This is a genomic window from Flavonifractor sp. An112, assembly GCF_904377885.1.
Taxonomy (GTDB): domain Bacteria; phylum Bacillota; class Clostridia; order Oscillospirales; family Oscillospiraceae; genus Flavonifractor; species Flavonifractor avicola.
Genome location: NZ_CAJFGT010000046.1, coordinates 1 through 20,778, shown reverse-complemented (window position 1 = coordinate 20,778; position 20,778 = coordinate 1). Strand labels below are relative to the sequence as shown.

Sequence of the window (20,778 nt, the reverse complement as noted above, 5' to 3'; positions counted from 1 at the left end):
CTTTCGGGCAGTTGTTTTGACCGCACTCGTTGATACCTGGGCGGATTTGTCCATAGCTTTTCGTGTCTTGGGTGTAAATGCCCCACCGGGCGGCTTTTCTTTTGGCCCGGAGGAGCGCCGGGGGCGCTCCTTGATGGATGGATTGATGGATTGATTTCCGGGAGAGTGTTCTTTTTTTGTGGTGTATGTATTTTGGGGAGTACCGCCATAATGAGGGACTTCCCGGAATTGGCCGTTCTTTGGATGATCGGCTCTGACGGAGCGTTCCAACTTCTCAACGGCCTGTTGTTTCATCCGGGTCTCCGGGGTAAGCTGCGATCCCTTGTGTAAGCTGTCCGGGGTATTGGGATGAATGGTTTTCCCATCTCTCAATGTATCATTGGCAGATGGGACCATATCCGTTTTCTCCTTGGGATGGCGGCCGCCTTCTTTGATTTGTTCCTTCCGGGACTTGGGACGGTACGCCGGGTGCAGCAGTCGATCAACTGCCTTTTCGGCTCGGTATCCCACTTCTTCCACAGCGTCCATCCCCGCCTGGACACTCTGTTCAGCCGCTTGGGTGTCGGGTGTTGCGGTACTGCTATTGTCCCGTTGACGCTCCACCAGCCTACGGCGGAATTTGGCGGTCATTTGCCGCAGGGGGCCATTTGCTTTCCGGTCTTTACCGGGACGCTTGATTTTATCATCAGAACTGCGCTCTTTTAACTTCGGCATGATTCACCTCCCATTTTGCGTCTCACGGTGAGACGCGATTTTCTCTTTGCCCAGTACCTCCGCAATACCCGCCATCAGATAATCGGCACAGGGCAGCGCAATCGAATGGTCAAAGAAAGCCAAAGATAAAGTGGAGCGGAAACAGTTAAAAATGGCCGGAAATGCTCGGAAAAAGTTTCAGGGGCTGGTTCGCATCCGTAAGGTCGTCGGTTCGATCCCGATTAGGTCCACAAAAAGAGAAGCACCTGCAAATGCAGGTGCTTTTCTTTTTGCTCTTGCCGTAGGGATGCGGAGAAGCTGTCAGAACTGCACCAAACTGCCGGCAGCAAATTGAAAGCATAATAAAGGAGCAAGCAGATGGAGAAAGCGCTGATACAGAAGGCACGGGCAGGAGATAAGGCAGCTATGGCCAGCTGCTGGAAATTGCCCACGGTTCCGTGATTTTTCAGTGCCGGCCTCTTTCCAACAGCAGTTTGTATCTCCTTGCAGTCTGTGATAAAATTCAGTCACTCTATTCAGCGCAGGGGGGATATCCGTGACCTATTGTATGTCAGATCTCCATGGGGAACTGCACTTCTTTGAGCAGATGCTGAAGCAAATCAACTTTTCCAGCAGTGACCAGCTGTACATAATTGGGGATGTAATCGACCGGGGACCTGCCGGTGTGGATCTGCTGGCGCAAATCATGGATGCACCCAATATGACGCTGCTGCTCGGGAATCACGAGCAGATGTGCCTGAGCACCCTCGGCCCCCACAACGAATTTGGTGCCCGGGCGCTGTGGAGGGACAATGGCGGAATGGTCACCTATAGGGAGCTGCTCTATCATCGCACACCTCGAGACAGAAACCGCATCCTGCGATTCCTGTCCGGTCTGCCGGATCATTGGGAGCTTACCGTGGCCGGACAGAAATTCCACCTGGTTCACGGCTGTCCCGGCGACGATCATGATACTCGCATCTGGGGCCGGATTGAAAAAGCGAGCGTTACACCTTATGCAGATACGATCTGTATCGTGGGCCATACGCCCACCATATTTCTCACCGGCAAGCCGGATGAAGACCTGTCCATCTGGCACGGAGATGGGATCATCGACATCGACTGCGGCTGCGGGAATCTGAAAGCCCCAAACCGCCGTTTGGCCTGTCTGAGGCTGGAGGATATGGCAGAATTCTATGTAGGCGGAGCTGAAGTGGCCCGCTTGTAATTCAGAATCATATAAAACGCAGGCAGCGCCAGTTCAAGCGCTGCCTGCGTTTTTTATATGAGTTTTGCTTCTCTTATTGGTTGACAGCTTCCACAAAACGGGCCAGCACAGCGGCTACCTCCACACGAGTGGCCGTGCCCTGAGGATTCAGCATTCCGGAGCCGGTACCGGTAATGATACCGGTATCCACCGCCCAGGTCATGGCCTGAGCCGCCCAGCTGCTGACAGAAGTGCTGTCAGGATAGTCGCTCAAGCCGCCCTCAACCGCCGGGCTGCCCGCAAACCGCCACAGCATGGTGATCAGCTGCTCGCGGGACAGCGCACTGTCCAGAGCAGTGCCATCGGACACACCGTTCTCCACGGCCCACTGAGCACCGGTCTCATACCAGCTATCCCCGTCAGAGGTATCCACACCGGCATAGCGCGCCAGTACGGTAACGATCATTGCCCGGGTCATATGCTCTTCCGGACTGAAGGTGGTCTCGCCGGTACCAAGGAAGAGCTGGCGGCTGGTAACAAAAGCCACGGTATCAGCACCCCAGTGGGTATCAGGCACATCGGTAAAGTCCATGCTGTTGTCTACGATCTTCACGGTATCACCGTCAGCCAGGGTAACAACCACGCCGGTTTCGGTGGTCAAAGTGGTTTTGATTATTTCCTCGGTGCCGTCGGCTTTCATCAGCACAGCCACAGTACCGGCAGTTACATCGGCCACAGGAATCTCCACCTTGGCTGTGGTGCCAGCGGGCAGATCCAGAGTGATGGAAGCTGCATCCGCACTGTCGTCGGCTGCGGCAACCGCCGGCATGGGCAGCGCCACAGTCTCGCCAGTCTCAGCGGCCTCATTCACCACAGCGGCAGGCAGCTTAACCTGAGCTTCCACCTTACCGTTCTTATCTGTGGTCACCACAGAAGATGCACCATTGGGGGCCTTGGTGGTCTGGGTCATGGAGCCGTCCGGCCGGGTCACAGTGGTAGTGGTCGAGCCATCAGGATTGGTCGTGGTCTCCGTCTTATTGCCAGAGGAACCAGAGCCGGAGGAGCCGCCCTCATCAGGATAATCCGGCAGCTGGGTCAGGGGCAGTTCAGCAGCCACGCAATCAGCAGGCTCAAAGTCCGTATACAGCCCCTTCACCGTACTGACCAGCAGCTGATAGATCGGATTATCTCCGCTCTGCGCCTCCAGTCCAGCCACAATCTGAGCGGTGGATTCGTCCATTTTTTCATCACCGGCGTAGTGGGCTGCAAAGGCGCCAGCCAGCAGAGACTTGACGGTAATGCCGCTATCAGGAACCAGCTCGGTGTTGGCCAGCTGCTGCGCCAGAGCCGTTGCCTGCTCATAGGTCAGTTCAGGATTCTGCTGCATCAGCACGGCGGGCAGCATGGTTTCTACCAGGCCCTCCATGCCGCTGATCAGGAATTCGCCAGCGTACGCAGGGAAGTTATCAATGTCCTCCACCTCGGTAATATGATCGGTGCTGTAGGAGAACTTCTCCTCACCCAGGGTCACATACCGGATGGGACAGGGGCTGGTAACCAGAGAGCCGGTCTCCACGTCGTAGAGCACATTGCCCTGCTCGGTGGTGGTCATGGACACGTCCTGGGAGTGGAAGTGTCCGGTAAATACCAGATTCATGCCGGCATCGGCCAGGGTGTCGGCTACGGTCTCATAGTCCTTCACCAGATACTGGGAGAACATGGTGGGCTGAATGGAGGTGTGGGGCACCAGGCCATGGTGCATCATACCAATGGGCCGGCGGCCGTCCCGGATGGCGTCCTGGATCTGCTCCAGCACCCAGTCCAGCGTCTCCTCGTCCAGTTCGCCCGCGGTCTCCTGGTTGGGATTCTCCTTGTCGTCGTTATAGATGCCGCTGTCCATGACGATGAGGCGGTAGTCGTCGCCCAGATCGACGGCGTAGGACAGGGAGTTGTTGTCCTGGGCCACAGCTTCATCATAGCCGAACTGGGCATAGATGCTGCGGAAATCATCGGTGTCGATGGTATCCACCTGCTCGGTCGCATCATTCACAAACTTTACCGCGTTGGCGTTGGAGATATCGTGGTTGCCGTTGATGACAAAGACCTGGATTCCGGTTTCTTTCTCAAAGGCCGCCAGCTTTTCCGCCAGCAGCTCGTGGTTAACTTTCTCACCATCCTTGGTCAGGTCACCGGGGATAAGCAGATACTCGGCATCGCCCTGAGCGATCTTGTCCAGAGCCGCATCCAGGATGACCTCACTCTCCACCAGCATCTTGCGGTCAGCAGCCAGATATGCCTCAAATGCCGCGCCCGTGCTGCCCAGAACATCAGCATCATACAGATGGTCATCGGAGATCACGGCAACTTTCAGATCATACGGTTGGGGCTGCACTTCCGTGCCGGAAGTGAGCTCATATACCGCCACAGTACCGGACACCTCGCAGGCGGTCAGCAGCAGGGCCTTCCCCGTAGGGCTGTTTCCGGCGGGAATGAAAGCGAAGCCCTCGGGGGCTACGTCTCCGCCGGTCACAAACTTGTCGTCGTCCTGGGAACCGGGGACGGTGAAGGTGAAGTCCCGGGAGTTGATGTAGTTCACATAAGATACATTGGCGGGATCGGTAACGTCATAGACCATCACGCCGCCGGTGCGCTCCAGGGCGATGAAGGCATAGGTCTTGCCGTCCACGGTGCCCACGGTGACGCTCTCCGCCTCGGGGCCCTTCTTGCCGGAGCGGTCATCCACTTCCGCGTTGTCGTTGGAGCAGTTGAAGTATTTGGGGAGATACTGGGCGGTGAGAGACTCGAAGTCGTCGCCGCTGGTGTAGACCTCCTGGATGCCGGCATCGGTGACCTCATAGAGGGTGAAGGAGCGGCCGCCGAAGAGGTAATCCTTGTCGGCCTTCAGGCCGTCGTAATCGGAGCTGTCAAAGAAGACCACCTTGCCGGTGAGGCCGGAGTTGTCGGCGGTGATAGCGCCGGTAGGAGAGGTGTCGCCGTCCTTGAAGTTGCGCTCGTCCTCATTGAGGTAGTCCTCCCACTCCCGGCTGTCGCCCTCGTTGGCGGTGAGCAGGTAGGTCTTGCCGTCCTTCTCAAAGGCGGCGATGCCGTCGGGCATCCGAATGCCCATCAGGCTCTCGTAGGTCTTGGGGCCGTAAGCTCCATCCTTCTTGTCGATATCCACGGGGGTGGTGCTGTAATCCTCAAAACCGGCGGAGTAGATGCCGGTAAAGGTCTTGGAGGTCAGGTCCAGCACAGCGATGGCGTTGGCCTCCTGGATGGTCACATAGGCATTGCCGCCGGAGACAGCGATGTACTCGGGCTCCAGGTCCACGGAGGGAGCGGTGTCCTTCTTCAGGACGATACCGGCGGACACCAGCTGGTCCCGCTGGGCATCAAAGGCGTCAAAGGTCACCACTGTGGCGGTGCCGGCAGCCACGTCCACCACGCTGACCGAGCCCTTGGGGTCGGCGATATCCTGACCATAGCCCTGCCGGGGCTCGCCCTCGTCGGCAGTGAGGACGGTGTTGTTGTCGGCGAAGGTCACCATGTCAGGCTGCACGCCCACAGTGACCAGCTTCTGAAGGGTCAGGGAACCGTCGGCGTTGCAGGTGAAGAGGGCTACCCGGCCGTTGTCGGCATAACCCTCAGCCTGGAGCGCAGTGGCCAGCACTTTGCCGTCGGGGGAGACGGCCACAGAGGTCATATCGCCGTAGGCAAAGTTCTCATCCGCGGCCTCTACCAGGGCCTTCACATCAATGTCGTTGCCGTCCAGCAGGTCCACGGTATCCTTCTCCTCCAGGGTCTTGAGGGAGATGGCAGTAAGCAGGCCGGACTGGCCGTTGACGGCATAGGCCCAACCGGTGACGGTGTTGTAGGAGACGATCTCCATCACGCCGCCATCCACGTTGAATTCACCAGCTTCATAACCTGCGACCTTGGTCAGATCCAGGCTGGCAGAACCATTTTCCTCACCCGTGGCCTCATAAACTAGTTTGCCAGTATCCGTATACTGGCTCCCGTCCACCTTCTCCAACATTGTCAGCTGCTGCGACTGGTCCGTTTCTGCCGCAAAGGCCGAGGCAATCCCTACTGTCTGCGTCGCCATCAGCAGCGACAGCGCCAGAGAACCCCATCGTTTGACATTAAGCTTCATCTTCATTCTCCTTCTGCCGGGTCCAGGTTCCTAACCGGTGCAGTTGCCCAGTTCACTACAGCGTACAAATTAAAAACAAACGAGCCGAAACACCGACTCGTCTGCCAATTTGCTTTGCTGCCCTTGCGGACCTCTTTTGACTTCCGCGGTCTGTGCAATATATTTTTTATCGCGCAGTTGAAAGTTTAGCACCGGTCCCTCCGTTTATCTATACACATCCCGTTAAGCTCCTGTAAAGCTTGTGTAAGGTACTTCTATTCCATCCGGTTGACAAAAAACAACATCCAGCCCTGACACACTCTCGTGTCAGAGCCGGATGTTGCTTTATCGGTTTCTTGTGGTTATGTATGCTCTATAAGGGTAGTATAGATGCCGTTTTCCCGTTGGGTGAGTACCGTTTTCATGCCCCAGTCGGTGACACTGCACTGCCCCCCCACCCGGTTCAGGGTAAAGTAGGCCATCCCGCCCCGGCGGCAGGCCTCGTCAGTCTGGGCCGAAATATAATTTCCCAGTGAATAGTACACCAGCGTCCTCTGCCCGCTCGTCCCGGTCACCCACTCGTAAGGTTGGAGCACATGGGGATGGGTACCCAGCACCACATCAGCACCGCAGTCGGCAAAAACCTGCGCCCAGTAGCGTTGAGTCTCGTCGGGTTCCGCCGCATACTCAGTGCCCCAATGGACGAATACCAGCACAAAGTCCGCCGCCTCTGCCGCAGCTGTCAGGTCCCGGCGCACCAGGTCCTCATCCTCCAGAGTATGGAGCACATAGGGCGCCTCCTCCGGCAGCGCGTGGCCATTGGTCATCTGAGTATAACTGAGCACGGCACAGGTGATGCCCTGCCGCTCCAGCAGCTGGTAGGGCTGATAGCTGCCATCCTCCACCGGTTGGATACCGGGACAGAGTATCCCGGCCTTCCGATAGAGATTTGCCGTCAGATCGATGGCATCGGTCCCCTTGTCCAGGGCATGGTTGCTGGCGCAACTCACGATATCGAAGCCAGCACGAATTACCGCCTCGCCCACCTCTACCGGTGTACCGAAGGTAGGATAATCGCTGTAGTCCTGGCGCTGGTCCACATAGATGGTCTCCTGATGAAGGCAGGTCACATCATACCGGGCCAGTTCCTCCGCCACCCCGGTAAACAGGTGGTCAAAATTGCCGTCCAGCTTTCGCAGACCATAGTCATAGATGGGACGGTGGATCAGATTTTCCCCCAGAGCAGCCACGGTAAGCTCTGCCGTTTCCGGCCGCTCCGGCAGGGTGCTGAGTCCCCAGGAGATCCAGTCCCAGGCACTTACCCGACCGGATCGCTCCTCCAGGGTCAGACGGTTTTCCGGCGTAAAGGACCAGCTCTTCACCTCCACCCCAAGGTCAGAGGCCATCCAGATGGGTTTGGCGGTCTCCCCAGTCCAGTCGTAGATGAAGATGTGCTGGGACCAGACCTGCTCCTCCGTCTCCTCCTCCCAGAAAGGACGGCTCTGCCCATAGCGGCCCTGCCGCCAGCACAGGAGCATCAGTTCCCGCCGTCCGTCGTGGTCGATATCACACCAAAGCACATCCTGAACCGGCTCGTCCGGTTCCGACTGCCAGACCTTTTCATCTCCGCTCCACAAAGCTACCCGCCGGTTCTCCAGGGTAATACGCTCCGGCTCGCCCCAAGCAGGTTCTCCGGCCAGATCAGCTGTATGCCAGACCACCCACTCCGGCGGGTCGTCTTCTTGGGCAGCCCACCAAAGGCCGATTACCAGCAGACAGGCGCCAACTGCCAGCGCAGCCAGGAGCCTCCGTCTCACCATGAATTGCTCCGATAGCTTTCTGTCCAGGTGGGCTTGACCAGGCTGTCTCTGCCCTCCCAGTTATAGTTGCCGTCGGGGCCAACCCACTCGCCGATCATCTGCCGCCACTGGGTATCGGTCAGGCGCTGCTCCATCGGCCAGGTAAATTGATAGAAGTCGTACACTGCACCGGAGGCCAGCCGCAGGGTCCCGTCCACGGGCGCCACCACCACGATCTCCTGAGGCATGGCGTTTGCAATTTGCAGCACCGTACCATTGGGATCGGTAGCAATATCGGTCACCAGCGAGGCGGGGATCTCCTGGGTCTCCAGGTAGTCGCTCTCCGCTTTGTCCTTGACCGCCTCGATCCAGAAGTGCTCCAGATTGCCGCCATAGGTGCGGATCAGCTCATACTCCTCGTCGGTCAGGGTCTCGTTCCGCAGTTCCTTTTCCGAGATGGTCTGGAGCTGCTTGGCCAGCTGCGCCAGGCGGAACAGGTTCTCCTTATCCTCATCATTGATGAGCCCGTACTTGTCCAGCCCCTCGGCAGTCTGCTGGGCCAGCAGATAGAACCGGCGGAATACCTCCGGCTCCGGCTCCACATAACCCCGGTCATCCACTTCTTCGATATAATCGCCGCCCATCTCTGCCATGACCTGCTTGGCATAGAGGACGGTATCATGCTTGAGCTCGGTAAAGCTGCCTGCAAAGGTCTCCAGGCTCTTTTGCTGCCAGGCCTGGCTGGTCATAAAGGAGGGGTACCCCTCTCCCTTTTCCTCCAACAGAGGCATCAGGGTATACAGCCAGCTGGAGTAGAGGCTGGCGTTCCATGCGGACTCCGGAGCCTGGGCAATGGTGCTCCGGAGCCGGTCCATGTTTTCCGTAAAGCCCGGATATTGGGTAGCACCCTGCTGACTCAGCAGATCCAGAGCCAAATCAGAGCCCATAGCCGCCGGCACATCCAGCACGTCGGGCAGCATCCGTTTGTCTCCGCCAGCTGTCTCCTTCACCTGGCTGTACACCAGCTTCTGCATGATGGCAGCGTCAATGGTGAAGCGCTGACCCATGAAACGGAAACCCTTGTTCAGCTCCTGGATATCCTCCGTTCCGTCCCAAACTGGCACAGAGTTGATGGCCGGTGGGTCCATTGCCTCAATGGCATTCACAAAGGCATCAAAAGCCTTGTCGCCGCCCGGCAGATCGACCGCTGCCGGAAGGCCACCGTAAGCCGTTTCAATGGCGGGCCTATAGTCATAGTAGCTCAGATCGTCGCTGGCTCCCGCAAAGAAGGAGGTGACTGTGTAGATCATCTCCCAGTCAGACTGATTGCCGTCAGCCATGGCCAAATTCATGAGCAGTGCGCTGCGGCTCATGTCCTCGTCCTTCTGGCCAAAGTTCACCTGTCCATACCACATCATAGCACGGAAGTACTGCTCCAGCACCTGGTCGCCCTCGTAGTATCCCCGGGGGATGAACTGAGTGTAGTCCATAAAAGTCTCACTGATCCCGCAGGTATCAATGCCGGCAGCGGCGTTGATCCGGTCTACCTCCGCCTCTGCCAGATCAGCAGCGTAATCAGGGATCCGGACCGACGGGTCCTGCAGCACGGCTGCCACCGCGAAGAAGGCCACGTTGCGGCGGGCAGCCTCCTCCCATTCGCTGCCCTCAAGGGCATCATACTGTGCCATACTGCTCTCCAGCATTCCCTTGCTCAGATTAAGCAGACCGTCAGCCAGGTAATTCTTTTCCGTCCGGCTGAGCAGCAGGCTGAAATACAGGTGATAGGTATGCATCATGGAATCCACGGTTACAAAGTTAGGAACCAGGTTGTACCGGTTGCTCTCATACACCTCAAAAAATTCATGACCATAGCTATTAGTCACCACAAACAGGTTCTCCTCCAGTTTATTCACCGCGTCATCGGAGAGATAGAACTGGTCCGTGTTCATCACATTGGTCAGCCCCGGCGCCACGGTATAGGCCGGTACTGATGGGGTTATCTGGGCCTCCTCTGCCCCGGCAAAGTTCAGCAGCTGAATGCGGGATAGGGATTGAATGGGATTGGTATTGGGGGTATGCTCCTCTTCAGAGATGGGGAACTTTTGCTCCATGGAGTCCGGTAGTTTGCTGCTGCACCCAGACAAAAGGCCAGTGGAGGTGAGCAGCAGTACGCCGGCGGTCAGGGCCGCCGTAATCTGAGTCGGTTTTCTCCGCCTACACCGGAGATCCTTTCGATTCCAGTACATAATAATTCCTCCCTGTCAATCAGTTTAAAAAAGATCTGGCATAGATTTCCTTTGCAAGGTCAGTATACCACACACATTTCGTCCCGAGAAGAATAAATAGTTCTAATCCAAAGAAACTTATACACTTTCTTTTCCACCCACTTCGGACTGCTGGGAATAACTACCCAAAGACAAGGAAAACTAAAACAACCGTCTAACAAAGGAGGATATTATGGCTAACCGAATCATGACTATCGAACTACTTGACCGCTTTGCACAATATCTGCGTGAGGAAGAACGCAGCGACGCCACACTAGAAAAATATCTCCGGGAAGTGCGGCAATTCTTCCTCTGGCTTTCCGGCGCTCAAGTGTCAAAAACCGCTGTATCACAGTGGAAGGAATACTTGCTTTCCCACCAGTACCATCCCTCCACCATCAACGGCAAACTGACCGCACTGGACCGTTTCCTGTCCTACTGCGGATGGCAGGATTGCAGAGTTAAACATCTTAAGCTACAGCGGCAGCTGTTCCGGGAAGATCACCGTGAGCTGAACCGGTACGAATACGGTCGGCTAATCGCCGCCGCTGTACGCCAGGGAAATGAACGGTTGGCCTTATTGATTGAAACTATTTGCGCCACAGGTATCCGAGTCTCGGAAGTAAAATATATCACGCTAGATGCCGTTCACCAGAGCAAGGCCGAGGTTTTTCTGAAGGGAAAGATCCGCACCATTCTCATCCCCGGCAAGCTATGCCGAAAGCTGAAAAAATACGCTCAAAAAAACAAAATCACTTCCGGTGAGCTGTTTCTCACCAGAAGTGGACGTACTATTTCCCGAAAGCAAATTTGGTCAGAAATGAAAGCACTTTGCAAAAAAGCAGGCGTGGAAACCAGCAAAGTCTTTCCCCACAATTTGCGGCATCTGTTCGCCCGGACATTTTACAATGCCTGCCGGGATGTAGTTAAGCTTGCTGATGTCTTAGGCCACTCTGCCATTGAAACTACTCGAATCTATCTGGTCTCTACCGGTGCAGAGCATACCCGAATGCTGGAGCAGCTAAATCTTGTTCAATAGGACGGAATCTATATTCTGTCATGTTAGAAAAATAGATAACACAAAATACTGGCCAATATAGCTACACCGTCTCCTATATTATACCAGTCTGACTTACATAAATCAATATAATTGTCCCATAAACGGCATCTTAGATTCCCAAAGCAAGTGTTTGCCGTCTATTTTATATGCCATTTTAAGCCTATCCCGAGGTTACGGAACAGGCTTAAGATAACATCGTTTTGTTTTTCGACAGGTTATTACAGCCTTGGGTCCCCGGGAACAGACAGAATATAGATTCTGTCCAGAGAGGGGAGGTCGATATGCAGGAAACACTTCACGCATATTGTATGAGAACAGGGGCACACACCCTGCTCAAGCAGTGGGATTTCGTTCGCAACGGAGCCGTTACTCCAGATCAGATTAGCTATGGCAGCAAGCGGAAAGTCTGGTGGCACTGCGAGCATGGGCACATATGGTCCGCAACGCCAACCGCCCGTACCAGCGGTGGATCCGGTTGCCCATACTGCGCAGGTACCCGCCCTGTCCCCGGTCAAACCGACCTGGCTTCCCAATATCCCGCCCTGGCTCGTCAGTGGCACCCAGTAAAAAACCAACCTTTACTGCCAACAGAGGTCCTTCCCGGCAGCCACCGGAAAGTATGGTGGCTTTGTCCAAAGGGCCATGAGTGGCAGGCTCAGATCAAATCCAGAGTCAGCGGCTGTAACTGCCCCGTCTGTGCCAATCGGATGCTGATACCCGGAGAAAACGACCTGAATACTGTCCATCCAGAGTTGGCACAGCAATGGCATCCTACGTGTAATGGTACTTTGACTCCCAGGCAGGTCCTGCCTGGAAGTCATCGTAAAGTTTGGTGGTTGTGTTCCAAGGGACATACCTGGCAGGCGGAAGTAGCCGCTCGGGTCTCTGGAAACGGCTGTCCCATATGCGCCGGGAAACGGGTCCTCCCCGGTGAAAATGATTTGGCCAGTCTGTTCCCGGAGATTGCAAAGCAGTGGCATCCCACACGGAACGGAACGTTGACGCCCCACCAGGTTTCTCCTTACTCAAACCGTAAGGTCTGGTGGCAATGTGAACTGGGACATTCCTATCAGGCTGTCATTGGAGCAAGAACCATTCGAATCAGCGGCTGTCCTTATTGCGCCGGAAAAAAGGTTCTGGCCGAATTTAATGATCTGGCTACCGTGGATCCTGAGCTGGCAGCTCAGTGGCATCCAACACTAAATGGCCACCTGACGCCTGAGATGGTAACAGCCAGTTCTCACCGCATGGTCTGGTGGGAATGCTCATTAGGCCACGCCTGGAAAGCAGTTATTTATTCCCGTTCCGGACTAAAACGGTGCGGCTGCCCAGTATGTGCAGGCAACATACCCAAACAACCGCACCGCAAAGCAACACCGTCTTTATTTCAGGTGCATAGAGACGCACACATCTCACATAGGAGGGAAAGCAGATGAAACAGATCACTCGGCATATTCTGAGCTTAGTGCTTACCTGCGCCATGCTGCTGAGTCTTTTCCCCGTGGTAGCTTTGGCTGAGGAGCCGGAGAACACACCCAACACGGCAGCAGATACCTTGGCAGACCCCGCACCGGTCAATGAGCCGGAGCCCGAACCGGCTAAGACTGTGTATGTATCTGAGGAGGGCGACGATGAGACCGGCGATGGATCACAGGCGAACCCCTATGCCTCGCTGGCAAAGGCAGTGTCCGAAATCAACAACGATACCAGCACTTCAAACTTTATCATTGAAGTAAGATCCGACCTTGACGCTAATGTGTGCGCTCGTATCGCGGACAAGCACGTGACGATTAATGGTAATGGTCATACCATTACCCGCACGGATGGTTTTAGCCAGATACAAGATAACGCCCGCTCTACCTATAACCCCGCCATGATCGAGGTTACGGTTCCCGCCGGAAAAGGAGCTTCGGTCACGCTGGAAAATGTCACTCTAGATGATGCCGGTCGGTATGAAGGAACCATTTTTACCCAGGCCAACAGCAGTGGAGACCCCAGTGGAAACAGTTCCTGTGTGCAGGATGCCATGATCGCAGCCTATGGCACAGATAGTGCCCAGGCTAAGATCATTCTGGGCAGCGGCGCGACCCTGAAGAACTTCGGCGGTATGTCTGCAGTCCGCGTCATCGCCGGCGCCTCTCTGACCATGGAAGAGGGCAGCGTCATCTGCGACGACACCGTAAAAGACCGAATCAAGGGTGCCTCCGGAAGCATTGGCCCCGTGGGCGCCGTATGGGTGCAGGGCACCGGCATTACCATGAACGACGGCGCTGTTATCCGGGATATCGTGGGCCGTGCCGTCTGTGTGGACGGCGGTTCTGCCACCATCAGCGGCGATATTTTCAATATCAAAGCAGACGCTGATATGTGGCAGGGCACCGCAGGCTTGGCGGTTCATGGCCGCGGTGATTCGGATATCACCCTGACCGCTTCCTGCGAAATCCGGGACTTTAATACCAGTGCCAATCAAGGTTCCGCAGTTGGTATATATTCCAGTGATCTGGATATGCAGAACGGAGCCAAAATCACCAACATCAAAGGAACCATGGCCCTTTACATGGACGATATGGGAAAAGATTATCAGCATACCGCCCTGGTCAACGGCACCGTGGAAAAAGTGGAAAACAATCCCGTCATGCGTTCCTGGTACGGCCACATTGAGATTGGCCCCACCGGCGTTGTACAAGATTGCGTTTCCAGTGCAGGCTTGACGGACGGCCAGGTGCTGTACACCAACAACGGCTCCAAGTACACCATTCGCGGCAAAATCTTAAACAATAAGGGCACCGTGCTCTACATTGCCAACCAGTCCGGCGGCCGTCCGGAAGTCACTATGGAAGAAGGCGCAGAGATCTCCGGCACCAAGGGCGCCGGCCTGTTTGGCACCGGCGTTGCCGTTCGTGTCAACAATGGTTCTCTCTTTACCATGAACGGCGGCACTATCTCCGGTAACGGAGTTGGTGTTGAGGTAACCGGCAAATCCGGTTTCAAAGGCGTCGAATTCGTGATGAACGGCGGCACCATCTCCGGCAATTCTTCTGGCCTCAAATATACGGTTACAGGTGAATCCAAGGTACGCCTCAACGGCGGCACCATTTCTGACAACGGAACGACCTATCAGATTTCCGCCTCTGGCGGCTCCGCCAAGGATGCCAACGAAAACATCTACATCGCATCCGGCATACTCCAGGGAAAGGCGACTGTGAATACCTCTTTTGGTACACTGACCCTGGATGAGACCTACCCTTCCCTGTGGCTAGGTACCGCCTCCAGCACCGCTAAATCCCAAATTGAAGCCTTGGTCAAGGCCGGCGAGGATCAGGCCAACTGGGCCGTTAAGGGCAATGCTCTCTGGTTTAAAGCTGACTCGGAAACCCTGCACTTCTCGATGCCCAGACCCTATTCCGTTGATAAGGGTATCGGCCTGCACGTGGGCTATATCCCGCTGAAGGACGATGGCACCCCCGCAGACGGCGCAACGCTGACCCTGCTTCCTCTGGTCAACAGTGAGACCCTTGATGTGACATTGACCGATCTGACGCCGGGCACTTCCTATGCGCTGGCTTTTGTGGCCGAGGACAAATACTATGTCACCATCAATCCTGCCGATATCACCGTGTATATGGGCGGTGAGCAGGGCTCCAACCATGTCACAGAGGACGGCACCATCACCAGCAGCACCTCCCTGCCGGAATTCGGCTTCCGCATTGATGCCAAGAAAGGCCTGGACCCCACCGATATCCGGTTTAAAGAAGAAGGCAGCGGAAAGGTTTGGAAAGTCGTCCGGTATAACGAAACAGCCACAGACATTTATAAAATCGTTCCGGACACGGATGGACAGGACCCTGTTCGCCTGCTGTTCACCGATGACACGGGAAAAGCCATTGTCAGCGACCAATTTACAGTTGGGCTTGAAGTCAATAAGCACTTCAACATGGGCATCTATCCCGGCGCTGTGAACCAGGGAAAGGTCTATGCCGTTGATCAGGGCAACACCTCCGGGGAGACTTACGGCGTGATCTCCAATACCGGCATTCTGAATGTCCGAGGCACGACCAGTAAGGTAGAGTATGCAGACCTGAATCAGCCTGCCACCAGCGGCAAAGCCGGAGTCACCGCCGATGATGGCGTCACATTTACCATCAATGACAGCAATGTGTCGGTGACTGATTCCACTGGCATTGCCCTGCTGTTTGACGACATCATCGAGAGCACCTCCAGCGAGTCCAATCGCACTCAGCTGCTTGAGGATAAAGCCGATCAGACCTTGGACAAACCTGTTCCGGAAGGAATGATCCGCAATTATGAGATGAAGTATCTGGATCTGGTGGACAGGCACAACGGAAACACATGGGTTAAGGCCTCTGCCGATGTTACCCTTTCCTGGCCTTATCCCGCCGGCACAAACAAAGACACAGAGTTTACGCTGCTTCACTTTGAGGGTCTCCACCGCGATATGGCCTCCAATGAAGTTGCAGGAGACATTGCAGGCTGTACGGTATCTGAAGTGAGCATCCTGGAGAAAACAGATACTCACATTGTCTTTAAGGTCGGTTCCGGCGGTTTCTCCCCCTTTGCACTGATTTGGGAGGAATCTGATATCCCCAGCGTTACCCGCTACACCATCACTGCCAGCGCCGGTGAGGGCGGCACCATCTCCCCCAAGGGCTCCGTGCTGGTCTCCCGCGGCAGCGATAAGACCTTCACCATGAAGGCCGACGAGGGCTATGAGATCGACGACGTGCTGGTGGACGGCGAGAGCGTAGGCGCTGTGGACAGCTACACCTTTAAGAATGTGAAGGAGAAGCACACCATCTCCGTCTCCTTCCGTCAGCTGCCTCCCACTCCCGATGACACCGGTGTGTCCGACTGGCTCAACACCAAGGATCATCTGGCATACCTGCAGGGCTTCCCCAACGGCTGCTTCGGTCCCAGCCAGAATATGACCCGCGCTGAGGCCGCTCAGATGTTCTACAACCTGCTGCTGGACAAGGACGTGACCCAGACCGTCACCTTCTCCGACGTGCCCGCTGACGCCTGGTACGCTGACGCTGTCAACACCCTGGCCTCCATCGGCATCCTGGAAGGCGTGGGCGGCGACCGCTTTGAGCCCACCCGCGTCATTACCCGTGCGGAATTCACCGCCATCGGGATGCGCTTCGGCGACCTGAGCACCGAAGGCGAGAACATCTTCTCCGATGTGGACGAGGACGACTGGTTCTATGATGTAGTAGTCGGCTCCATCCAGTACGGCTGGATCAACGGCTTTACCGACGGAACCTTCCGTCCCTATCAGACCATCACCCGCGCCGAGGTCACCGTCATCACCAACCGGATGCTGGGCCGCAGCGCTGATGAGGACTATGTGGACGAGCACGGTGACCAGCTCCGCAAGTTCTGCGATGTGGACAAGGACAACTGGGCCTACTACGATATCGCTGAGGCCACCAATGCTCACGAGTATGTCAAGTCCGGCAGCCAGGAGACCTGGGAATCCTGACTTGAACACATCCACCCCTACTTACAAAGCTCAAAAAATGGCGGCACCCAACATTGGGTGCCGCCATTTTTCATGGCAAATTACCTTTTTACATCCGGAAACGGTTCAATGGTCTTTCCATTGTTCCCGCAGTTGATTCGGTGTCGTAGTGCAAAGCCGCTCGCCATATTTCTTCCGTTCTCGCCTCAATAATTATTGACAAACAATAATTATTCTGCTATGCTCAAGGTGGAATTATAATAAAACAATAATTTGAGGTGAGTACCATGACACGCAAGCATATCCTGATCCTTCTATGCGCCGCTCTGGTCGGAGGACTAACCGCCCTTGCTCTGTCGTGCTATGATCCGCAGGGACTGCCAGGCCTGCTCTCTGCTCCGGGCCAGGGGCTGCGGGAGCTCTCCCTGTCCGGTCCCTGGGGCAACACGGGGGCCTGGGCAATCACCCTGGCGGTCACCCTTCTGCCACTGCTGCTTCTGGTTCTGCCCAAGAACCGGGGACCCTTGGTATGGGAAGACTGGCTGCTGCTGCCCACCTGTGGTGTGGGCTTCTGCATGGTGTTTTTCTCTGTCAACCCCACCCTGCTCCCCATGCAGCTTCCGGAAATATGGCCCTTCGTCTCCCCGTGCGTCTATCTCTCCCTGTTGGCAGCCTGGCTGGTCCTGCGGGTGCTGCGGCGGCTGGAGGGCCAGGAGGCCGGCCAGTTGGCTGGGGTACTCCGCATCCTGCTGTGGGCCTGCGCCCTGCTGGCGGCCTTTGGAACGGCTTACAGCCGGATCAGCGCGTTTGTCAGCCAGGCCGTCCAGGCCTCGCTGAACAGCCCATCCAGTTATGAGCTGATCCTTAATACCAACAGTATGAACGACGCTGTCACCGCCGGACTCATCCTCCAGTTTATTCTGATGCTTCTGCCTTTGGTGGCCGACCTGTTCACCGCCTTTTTGCTGGCTCAGGCAGCCTCTCTCACCGCCGTGCTGAAAACGGGGCTGTTCAGCCAGGAGGCTGTGGAGCGGTGTGCCCTCACGGCCTCCTGGTGCCGGCAGCTGGTGGTGTGGTCCGCCCTGCTCACCGTTTTGAAAAATCTGTTTCAGCTTACCTTCCTGGCGTTCCCGCTCCAGTCCCATTTTCAGGTGTATATTCCTCTGTCCTCTCTGGTGCTGGCCGCCGCTCTTTACTTGCTGTGCCGCTGCCTCCAGCAGGGCAAAGAACTCCAGGAGGACAACCAATCCATTATCTGAGGTGCCGCTATGGCCATTACTGTACATCTGAGCGAAATTCTGAAAGACCGCCATATGACTGCCAAGGAGCTGTGCGCCAAGGTTGGCATCACCGAGGCCAACCTGTCTATCCTGCGCTCCGGCAAGGCCAACGGCGTACGTTTTCACACCATCAACAAAATCTGTTACTACCTCAACTGTGACGTGGGGGATATCCTGCGCTTTGATGGACGATTGGAGGATGAGGATGATGACGGCAAAGAGACGCCCTGACCGACGGTTCCTGATCCCGGCTGTAGGGATCGCCATTGTTCTGCTGCTGGTGCTGCTCCGGCCGGTCAGCCTGGCCCGGCCGGAAGCCCAAAACCCGGCCCAGGACCGCTGGGTAGGCTACTACATGGTCCTCCGGCCTACTGCGGATTATGAGCTTGGAGGGAACTGGGAGACCTATGGGGACACGAAAATTCTGAACGCCCAACGCCAGAGCGACGGCAGATATGCTTTCACCGATCTGGAGGGGCAGGCTCTCTTCTTTGACTTTCTTCCCCCCACCGACCCGGAGGACCCCTATTCCGCCACGGTTGCGTTCCAAAGCGACGTGGCGGAGGTGGTCCATAACACCCATATCACAGATACCGGGACCACCCATTCTCTCTCCGGCAAACTGTATTTTGGTCCCGCCACCACTCCAGCTCTGAGCCAGCAGGATTACATTTGGACTGCCTTCCAGGTCTATCAGCGGGAATACGGCTCCCTCTATCTGACCCGGGGACAGTCCTACGGTAGCGGCGGCTTTATCCTCAAACAGGAAACCAAATATACCTCCACCATCAACGGCAGCACTCTACAAGATGCTCTCTCCGTGGAGTTGCGTATGGAAGAGATCCCCCGGTTGGAGTCCTGCACCTTCTTCCAACTGGATGAGAACGGTACGCTTCTGGACCAGACTACGCTGACCGAGGCGGAGGCCCTGGCCCTGACCGACGGCAGCTATCAGCTTCCTCTGGCGGAGGGTACAGACTGCATCCTGATCCGTCAGGATGAGGAACGGGACGGCCAGACCTATACTACCCTCACTCCCCAGCCAGACGGCAGCTTCACCGGAGATCTCTGGTTCCTCGATGAGCGCGGAATTGGCGTCCAGGTTATGATTCAAACAATATCTGAATAAACAAAAAACAAGCCGCAAGCGATTACGCTTGCGGCTTGTTGGCGCAGAAGGAGGGATTTGAACCCTCGCGACGGTTTCCCGCCCTACTCCCTTAGCAGGGGAGCCCCTTCGGCCACTTGGGTACTTCTGCGTGCCGAATGAACATACCTTATAAAAGTGTGGCGGAGAGAGTGGGATTCGAACCCACGGATGCTTCCACATCGCCGGTTTTCAAGACCGGTTCCTTCAACCACTCGGACATCTCTCCACGTCCTGTCCAGGTCAAATGCAAAAAAGATTATACAATATAGTTCCCTACTTGTCAATCTCTTTTTTCATTTTCTTCAAAAACATAAAAAATGCCGCCGCGCTGTCTGCGCGGCGGCATAACTCATCATGCGAAGAACGCGTGGGCGCCGATGGTAGCAACATAAGTGCAGTTGCGGCTGAACCAGCGGCTGGAGGAAATGGAGGGATTGATAAAGTATAGGGCATTGCCTGCGGTATTAGTACCCTCCATAGCCAGCTTGGCGGCGATGACGCACTCCGCAGTGGGGGTACGATTGATGCGGCCGTTGGAAGCCGGCGTGAACTGATTCCGCTGGAAGATCACGCTGTAGACCGAGTTGGGGAACTGAGGGCTGGCCACACGGTTGAGCACCACGTTGCCCACAGCGATCTTACCCTCCAGAGACTGGTTGCCGCTCTCAGCGTAAATGATACGGGAGAGCCAGTACAGATCCTCCTGGTCGTAGAAGCTGTCACCGGAAGCAATAGGACCGCTGCCGGAAGTGATCTCGATCACGCTCTCTGCACCGTTCCAAACCACCTTGGCACCCAAGGCCTGACACAGGGTGCGGACAGGCACCAGCACCACACCATTCTCCAGCTTCACGCCATCGGGCACATACAGGTACCGGCCGTTGGCCACAATATACTTGGCGCCGGGGGCGATCTGCAGCTTCAGGCCGGGGGCGGTAACCTCCGCCTGGCCATTGTTCCACACGGCCACAGCTTCAGGATAAAGGGCCTGCACGATAGGCCAATAGGAGACGTACGTCATTTCATTTTCTACCTTGGTGGCAAACTCAGTCACCAGGGACGTACCATTTACTTCAAAGCTGACGCCGCTCTCAGCAGCGTACGCAGGCCCGGTTAAAGACACACAAAGGACCAGACTTGCGAGCGCGCAAAGGGCTCGTTTTTTCATTGTTAGGAATCCTCCTGTTACAGACTGTTACTTGTTGTTCATCTTTTTGTAACCACATTGTAACCACTTTCAAGCTAAAAAGTCAATAGGAAATTTTCCCGTTTTTCCTGAATCCATTGCAGCACAACGGATTCAGCTTTTAAATTTTTTCGCCAAGTAAACATTTTATTGAATTATGTAACCAAAGATGGATACAAAAAATAACAAAAAGAAACAGTCTTTTACCATATGTTTCTCCCTGAAACTCTCTGTTGATTTACCACAATTCCCTGCTTGATTTTATAGTCTGGCCCACGCTTCCTATAGCCGCGCGCAGAGCCCCAGTTTTCGCCTTCCGCCCCATCAAATCAAAATTTTTTCTTTTTTTCATTTTACCCCTTGACGTAGCAAAAAAATCTGCTATAATATAGTCCGTTGCCTGTCCTATGCAGTCAACTTGTAGAGCACTCACCATGGAGAGATGGCTGAGTTGGTCGAAGGCGCACGATTGGAAATCGTGTAGGCGTTAATAGCGTCTCGAGGGTTCGAATCCCTCTCTCTCCGCCA

12 protein-coding genes and 3 tRNA genes are annotated in these 20,778 nt (G+C 55.6%); 8 read left to right on the top strand and 7 right to left on the bottom strand.

What is annotated here, in order from left to right; translation table 11 throughout:
- Positions 1 to 714, bottom strand: a 714-nt coding sequence (locus IHN22_RS08260; protein ID WP_191434706.1) for a hypothetical protein, incomplete at its 3' end; no start/stop codon positions are given.
- 535 nt (positions 715 to 1,249) lie between these two features.
- On the opposite strand from IHN22_RS08260, the gene IHN22_RS08255 reads away from it, so the two are divergent.
- Complete coding sequence (locus tag IHN22_RS08255) at positions 1,250 to 1,921, top strand: metallophosphoesterase (protein WP_191434704.1); 672 nt, start codon at positions 1,250 to 1,252, stop codon at positions 1,919 to 1,921.
- Between the two features lie 73 nt (positions 1,922 to 1,994).
- On the opposite strand, the gene IHN22_RS08250 is transcribed toward IHN22_RS08255, so the two are convergent.
- The 3 genes from IHN22_RS08250 to IHN22_RS08240 all read right to left on the bottom strand — a co-directional run bounded on the left by IHN22_RS08250 (position 1,995) and on the right by IHN22_RS08240 (position 10,077).
- Positions 1,995 to 6,053, bottom strand: a complete 4,059-nt coding sequence (locus tag IHN22_RS08250) for a choice-of-anchor I family protein (protein WP_300986031.1) — start codon at positions 6,051 to 6,053, stop codon at positions 1,995 to 1,997.
- Between the two features lie 341 nt (positions 6,054 to 6,394).
- Positions 6,395 to 7,849 (bottom strand): CapA family protein, encoded by a 1,455-nt coding sequence (locus tag IHN22_RS08245; protein WP_191434701.1) that lies wholly within the window; start codon positions 7,847 to 7,849, stop codon positions 6,395 to 6,397.
- Positions 7,846 to 10,077, bottom strand: a complete 2,232-nt coding sequence (locus IHN22_RS08240; protein WP_191434699.1) for a DUF3160 domain-containing protein — start codon at positions 10,075 to 10,077, stop codon at positions 7,846 to 7,848. The genes IHN22_RS08245 and IHN22_RS08240 overlap by 4 nt, the downstream gene beginning before the upstream one ends.
- Positions 10,078 to 10,288: 211 nt before the next feature.
- On the opposite strand from IHN22_RS08240, the gene IHN22_RS08235 reads away from it, so the two are divergent.
- The 6 genes from IHN22_RS08235 to IHN22_RS08210 all read left to right on the top strand — a co-directional run bounded on the left by IHN22_RS08235 (position 10,289) and on the right by IHN22_RS08210 (position 19,043).
- Positions 10,289 to 11,134 carry a tyrosine-type recombinase/integrase gene (locus IHN22_RS08235; protein WP_191434697.1) on the top strand — a complete coding sequence of 282 codons (846 nt, stop codon included), beginning with the start codon at positions 10,289 to 10,291 and terminating at the stop codon, positions 11,132 to 11,134.
- 302 nt (positions 11,135 to 11,436) lie between these two features.
- Positions 11,437 to 12,591 (top strand): zinc-ribbon domain-containing protein, encoded by a 1,155-nt coding sequence (locus IHN22_RS08230; RefSeq protein ID WP_191434695.1) that lies wholly within the window; start codon positions 11,437 to 11,439, stop codon positions 12,589 to 12,591.
- Positions 12,588 to 16,655, top strand: coding sequence for an S-layer homology domain-containing protein (locus IHN22_RS08225; protein WP_191434693.1), 4,068 nt, complete (start codon positions 12,588 to 12,590; stop codon positions 16,653 to 16,655). Before IHN22_RS08230 ends, IHN22_RS08225 begins: the two co-directional genes overlap by 4 nt.
- Positions 16,656 to 16,921: 266 nt before the next feature.
- Positions 16,922 to 17,893: a hypothetical protein gene (locus IHN22_RS08220; RefSeq protein ID WP_191434692.1), complete on the top strand. Its 972-nt coding sequence runs from the start codon at positions 16,922 to 16,924 to the stop codon at positions 17,891 to 17,893.
- Positions 17,894 to 17,902: 9 nt separating this feature from the next.
- Positions 17,903 to 18,145 (top strand): helix-turn-helix domain-containing protein, encoded by a 243-nt coding sequence (locus tag IHN22_RS08215; RefSeq protein ID WP_087272135.1) that lies wholly within the window; start codon positions 17,903 to 17,905, stop codon positions 18,143 to 18,145.
- Positions 18,123 to 19,043 carry a hypothetical protein gene (locus tag IHN22_RS08210; protein ID WP_191434690.1) on the top strand — a complete coding sequence of 307 codons (921 nt, stop codon included), beginning with the start codon at positions 18,123 to 18,125 and terminating at the stop codon, positions 19,041 to 19,043. The genes IHN22_RS08215 and IHN22_RS08210 overlap by 23 nt, the downstream gene beginning before the upstream one ends.
- A 39-nt stretch (positions 19,044 to 19,082) precedes the next feature.
- Here the strand turns inward: IHN22_RS08210 and IHN22_RS08205 are convergent.
- The 3 genes from IHN22_RS08205 to IHN22_RS08195 form a co-directional block, all read right to left on the bottom strand.
- A tRNA-Ser gene (locus IHN22_RS08205) sits at positions 19,083 to 19,173 on the bottom strand.
- Between the two features lie 29 nt (positions 19,174 to 19,202).
- Positions 19,203 to 19,290, bottom strand: a tRNA-Ser gene (locus IHN22_RS08200).
- A gap of 126 nt (positions 19,291 to 19,416) precedes the next feature.
- Positions 19,417 to 20,085: a cell wall hydrolase gene (locus tag IHN22_RS08195; RefSeq protein ID WP_242955380.1), complete on the bottom strand. Its 669-nt coding sequence runs from the start codon at positions 20,083 to 20,085 to the stop codon at positions 19,417 to 19,419.
- A 601-nt stretch (positions 20,086 to 20,686) separates the two neighbouring features.
- Between IHN22_RS08195 and IHN22_RS08190 the strand changes: the two genes are divergently transcribed.
- Positions 20,687 to 20,778: transfer RNA gene (locus tag IHN22_RS08190), tRNA-Ser, on the top strand.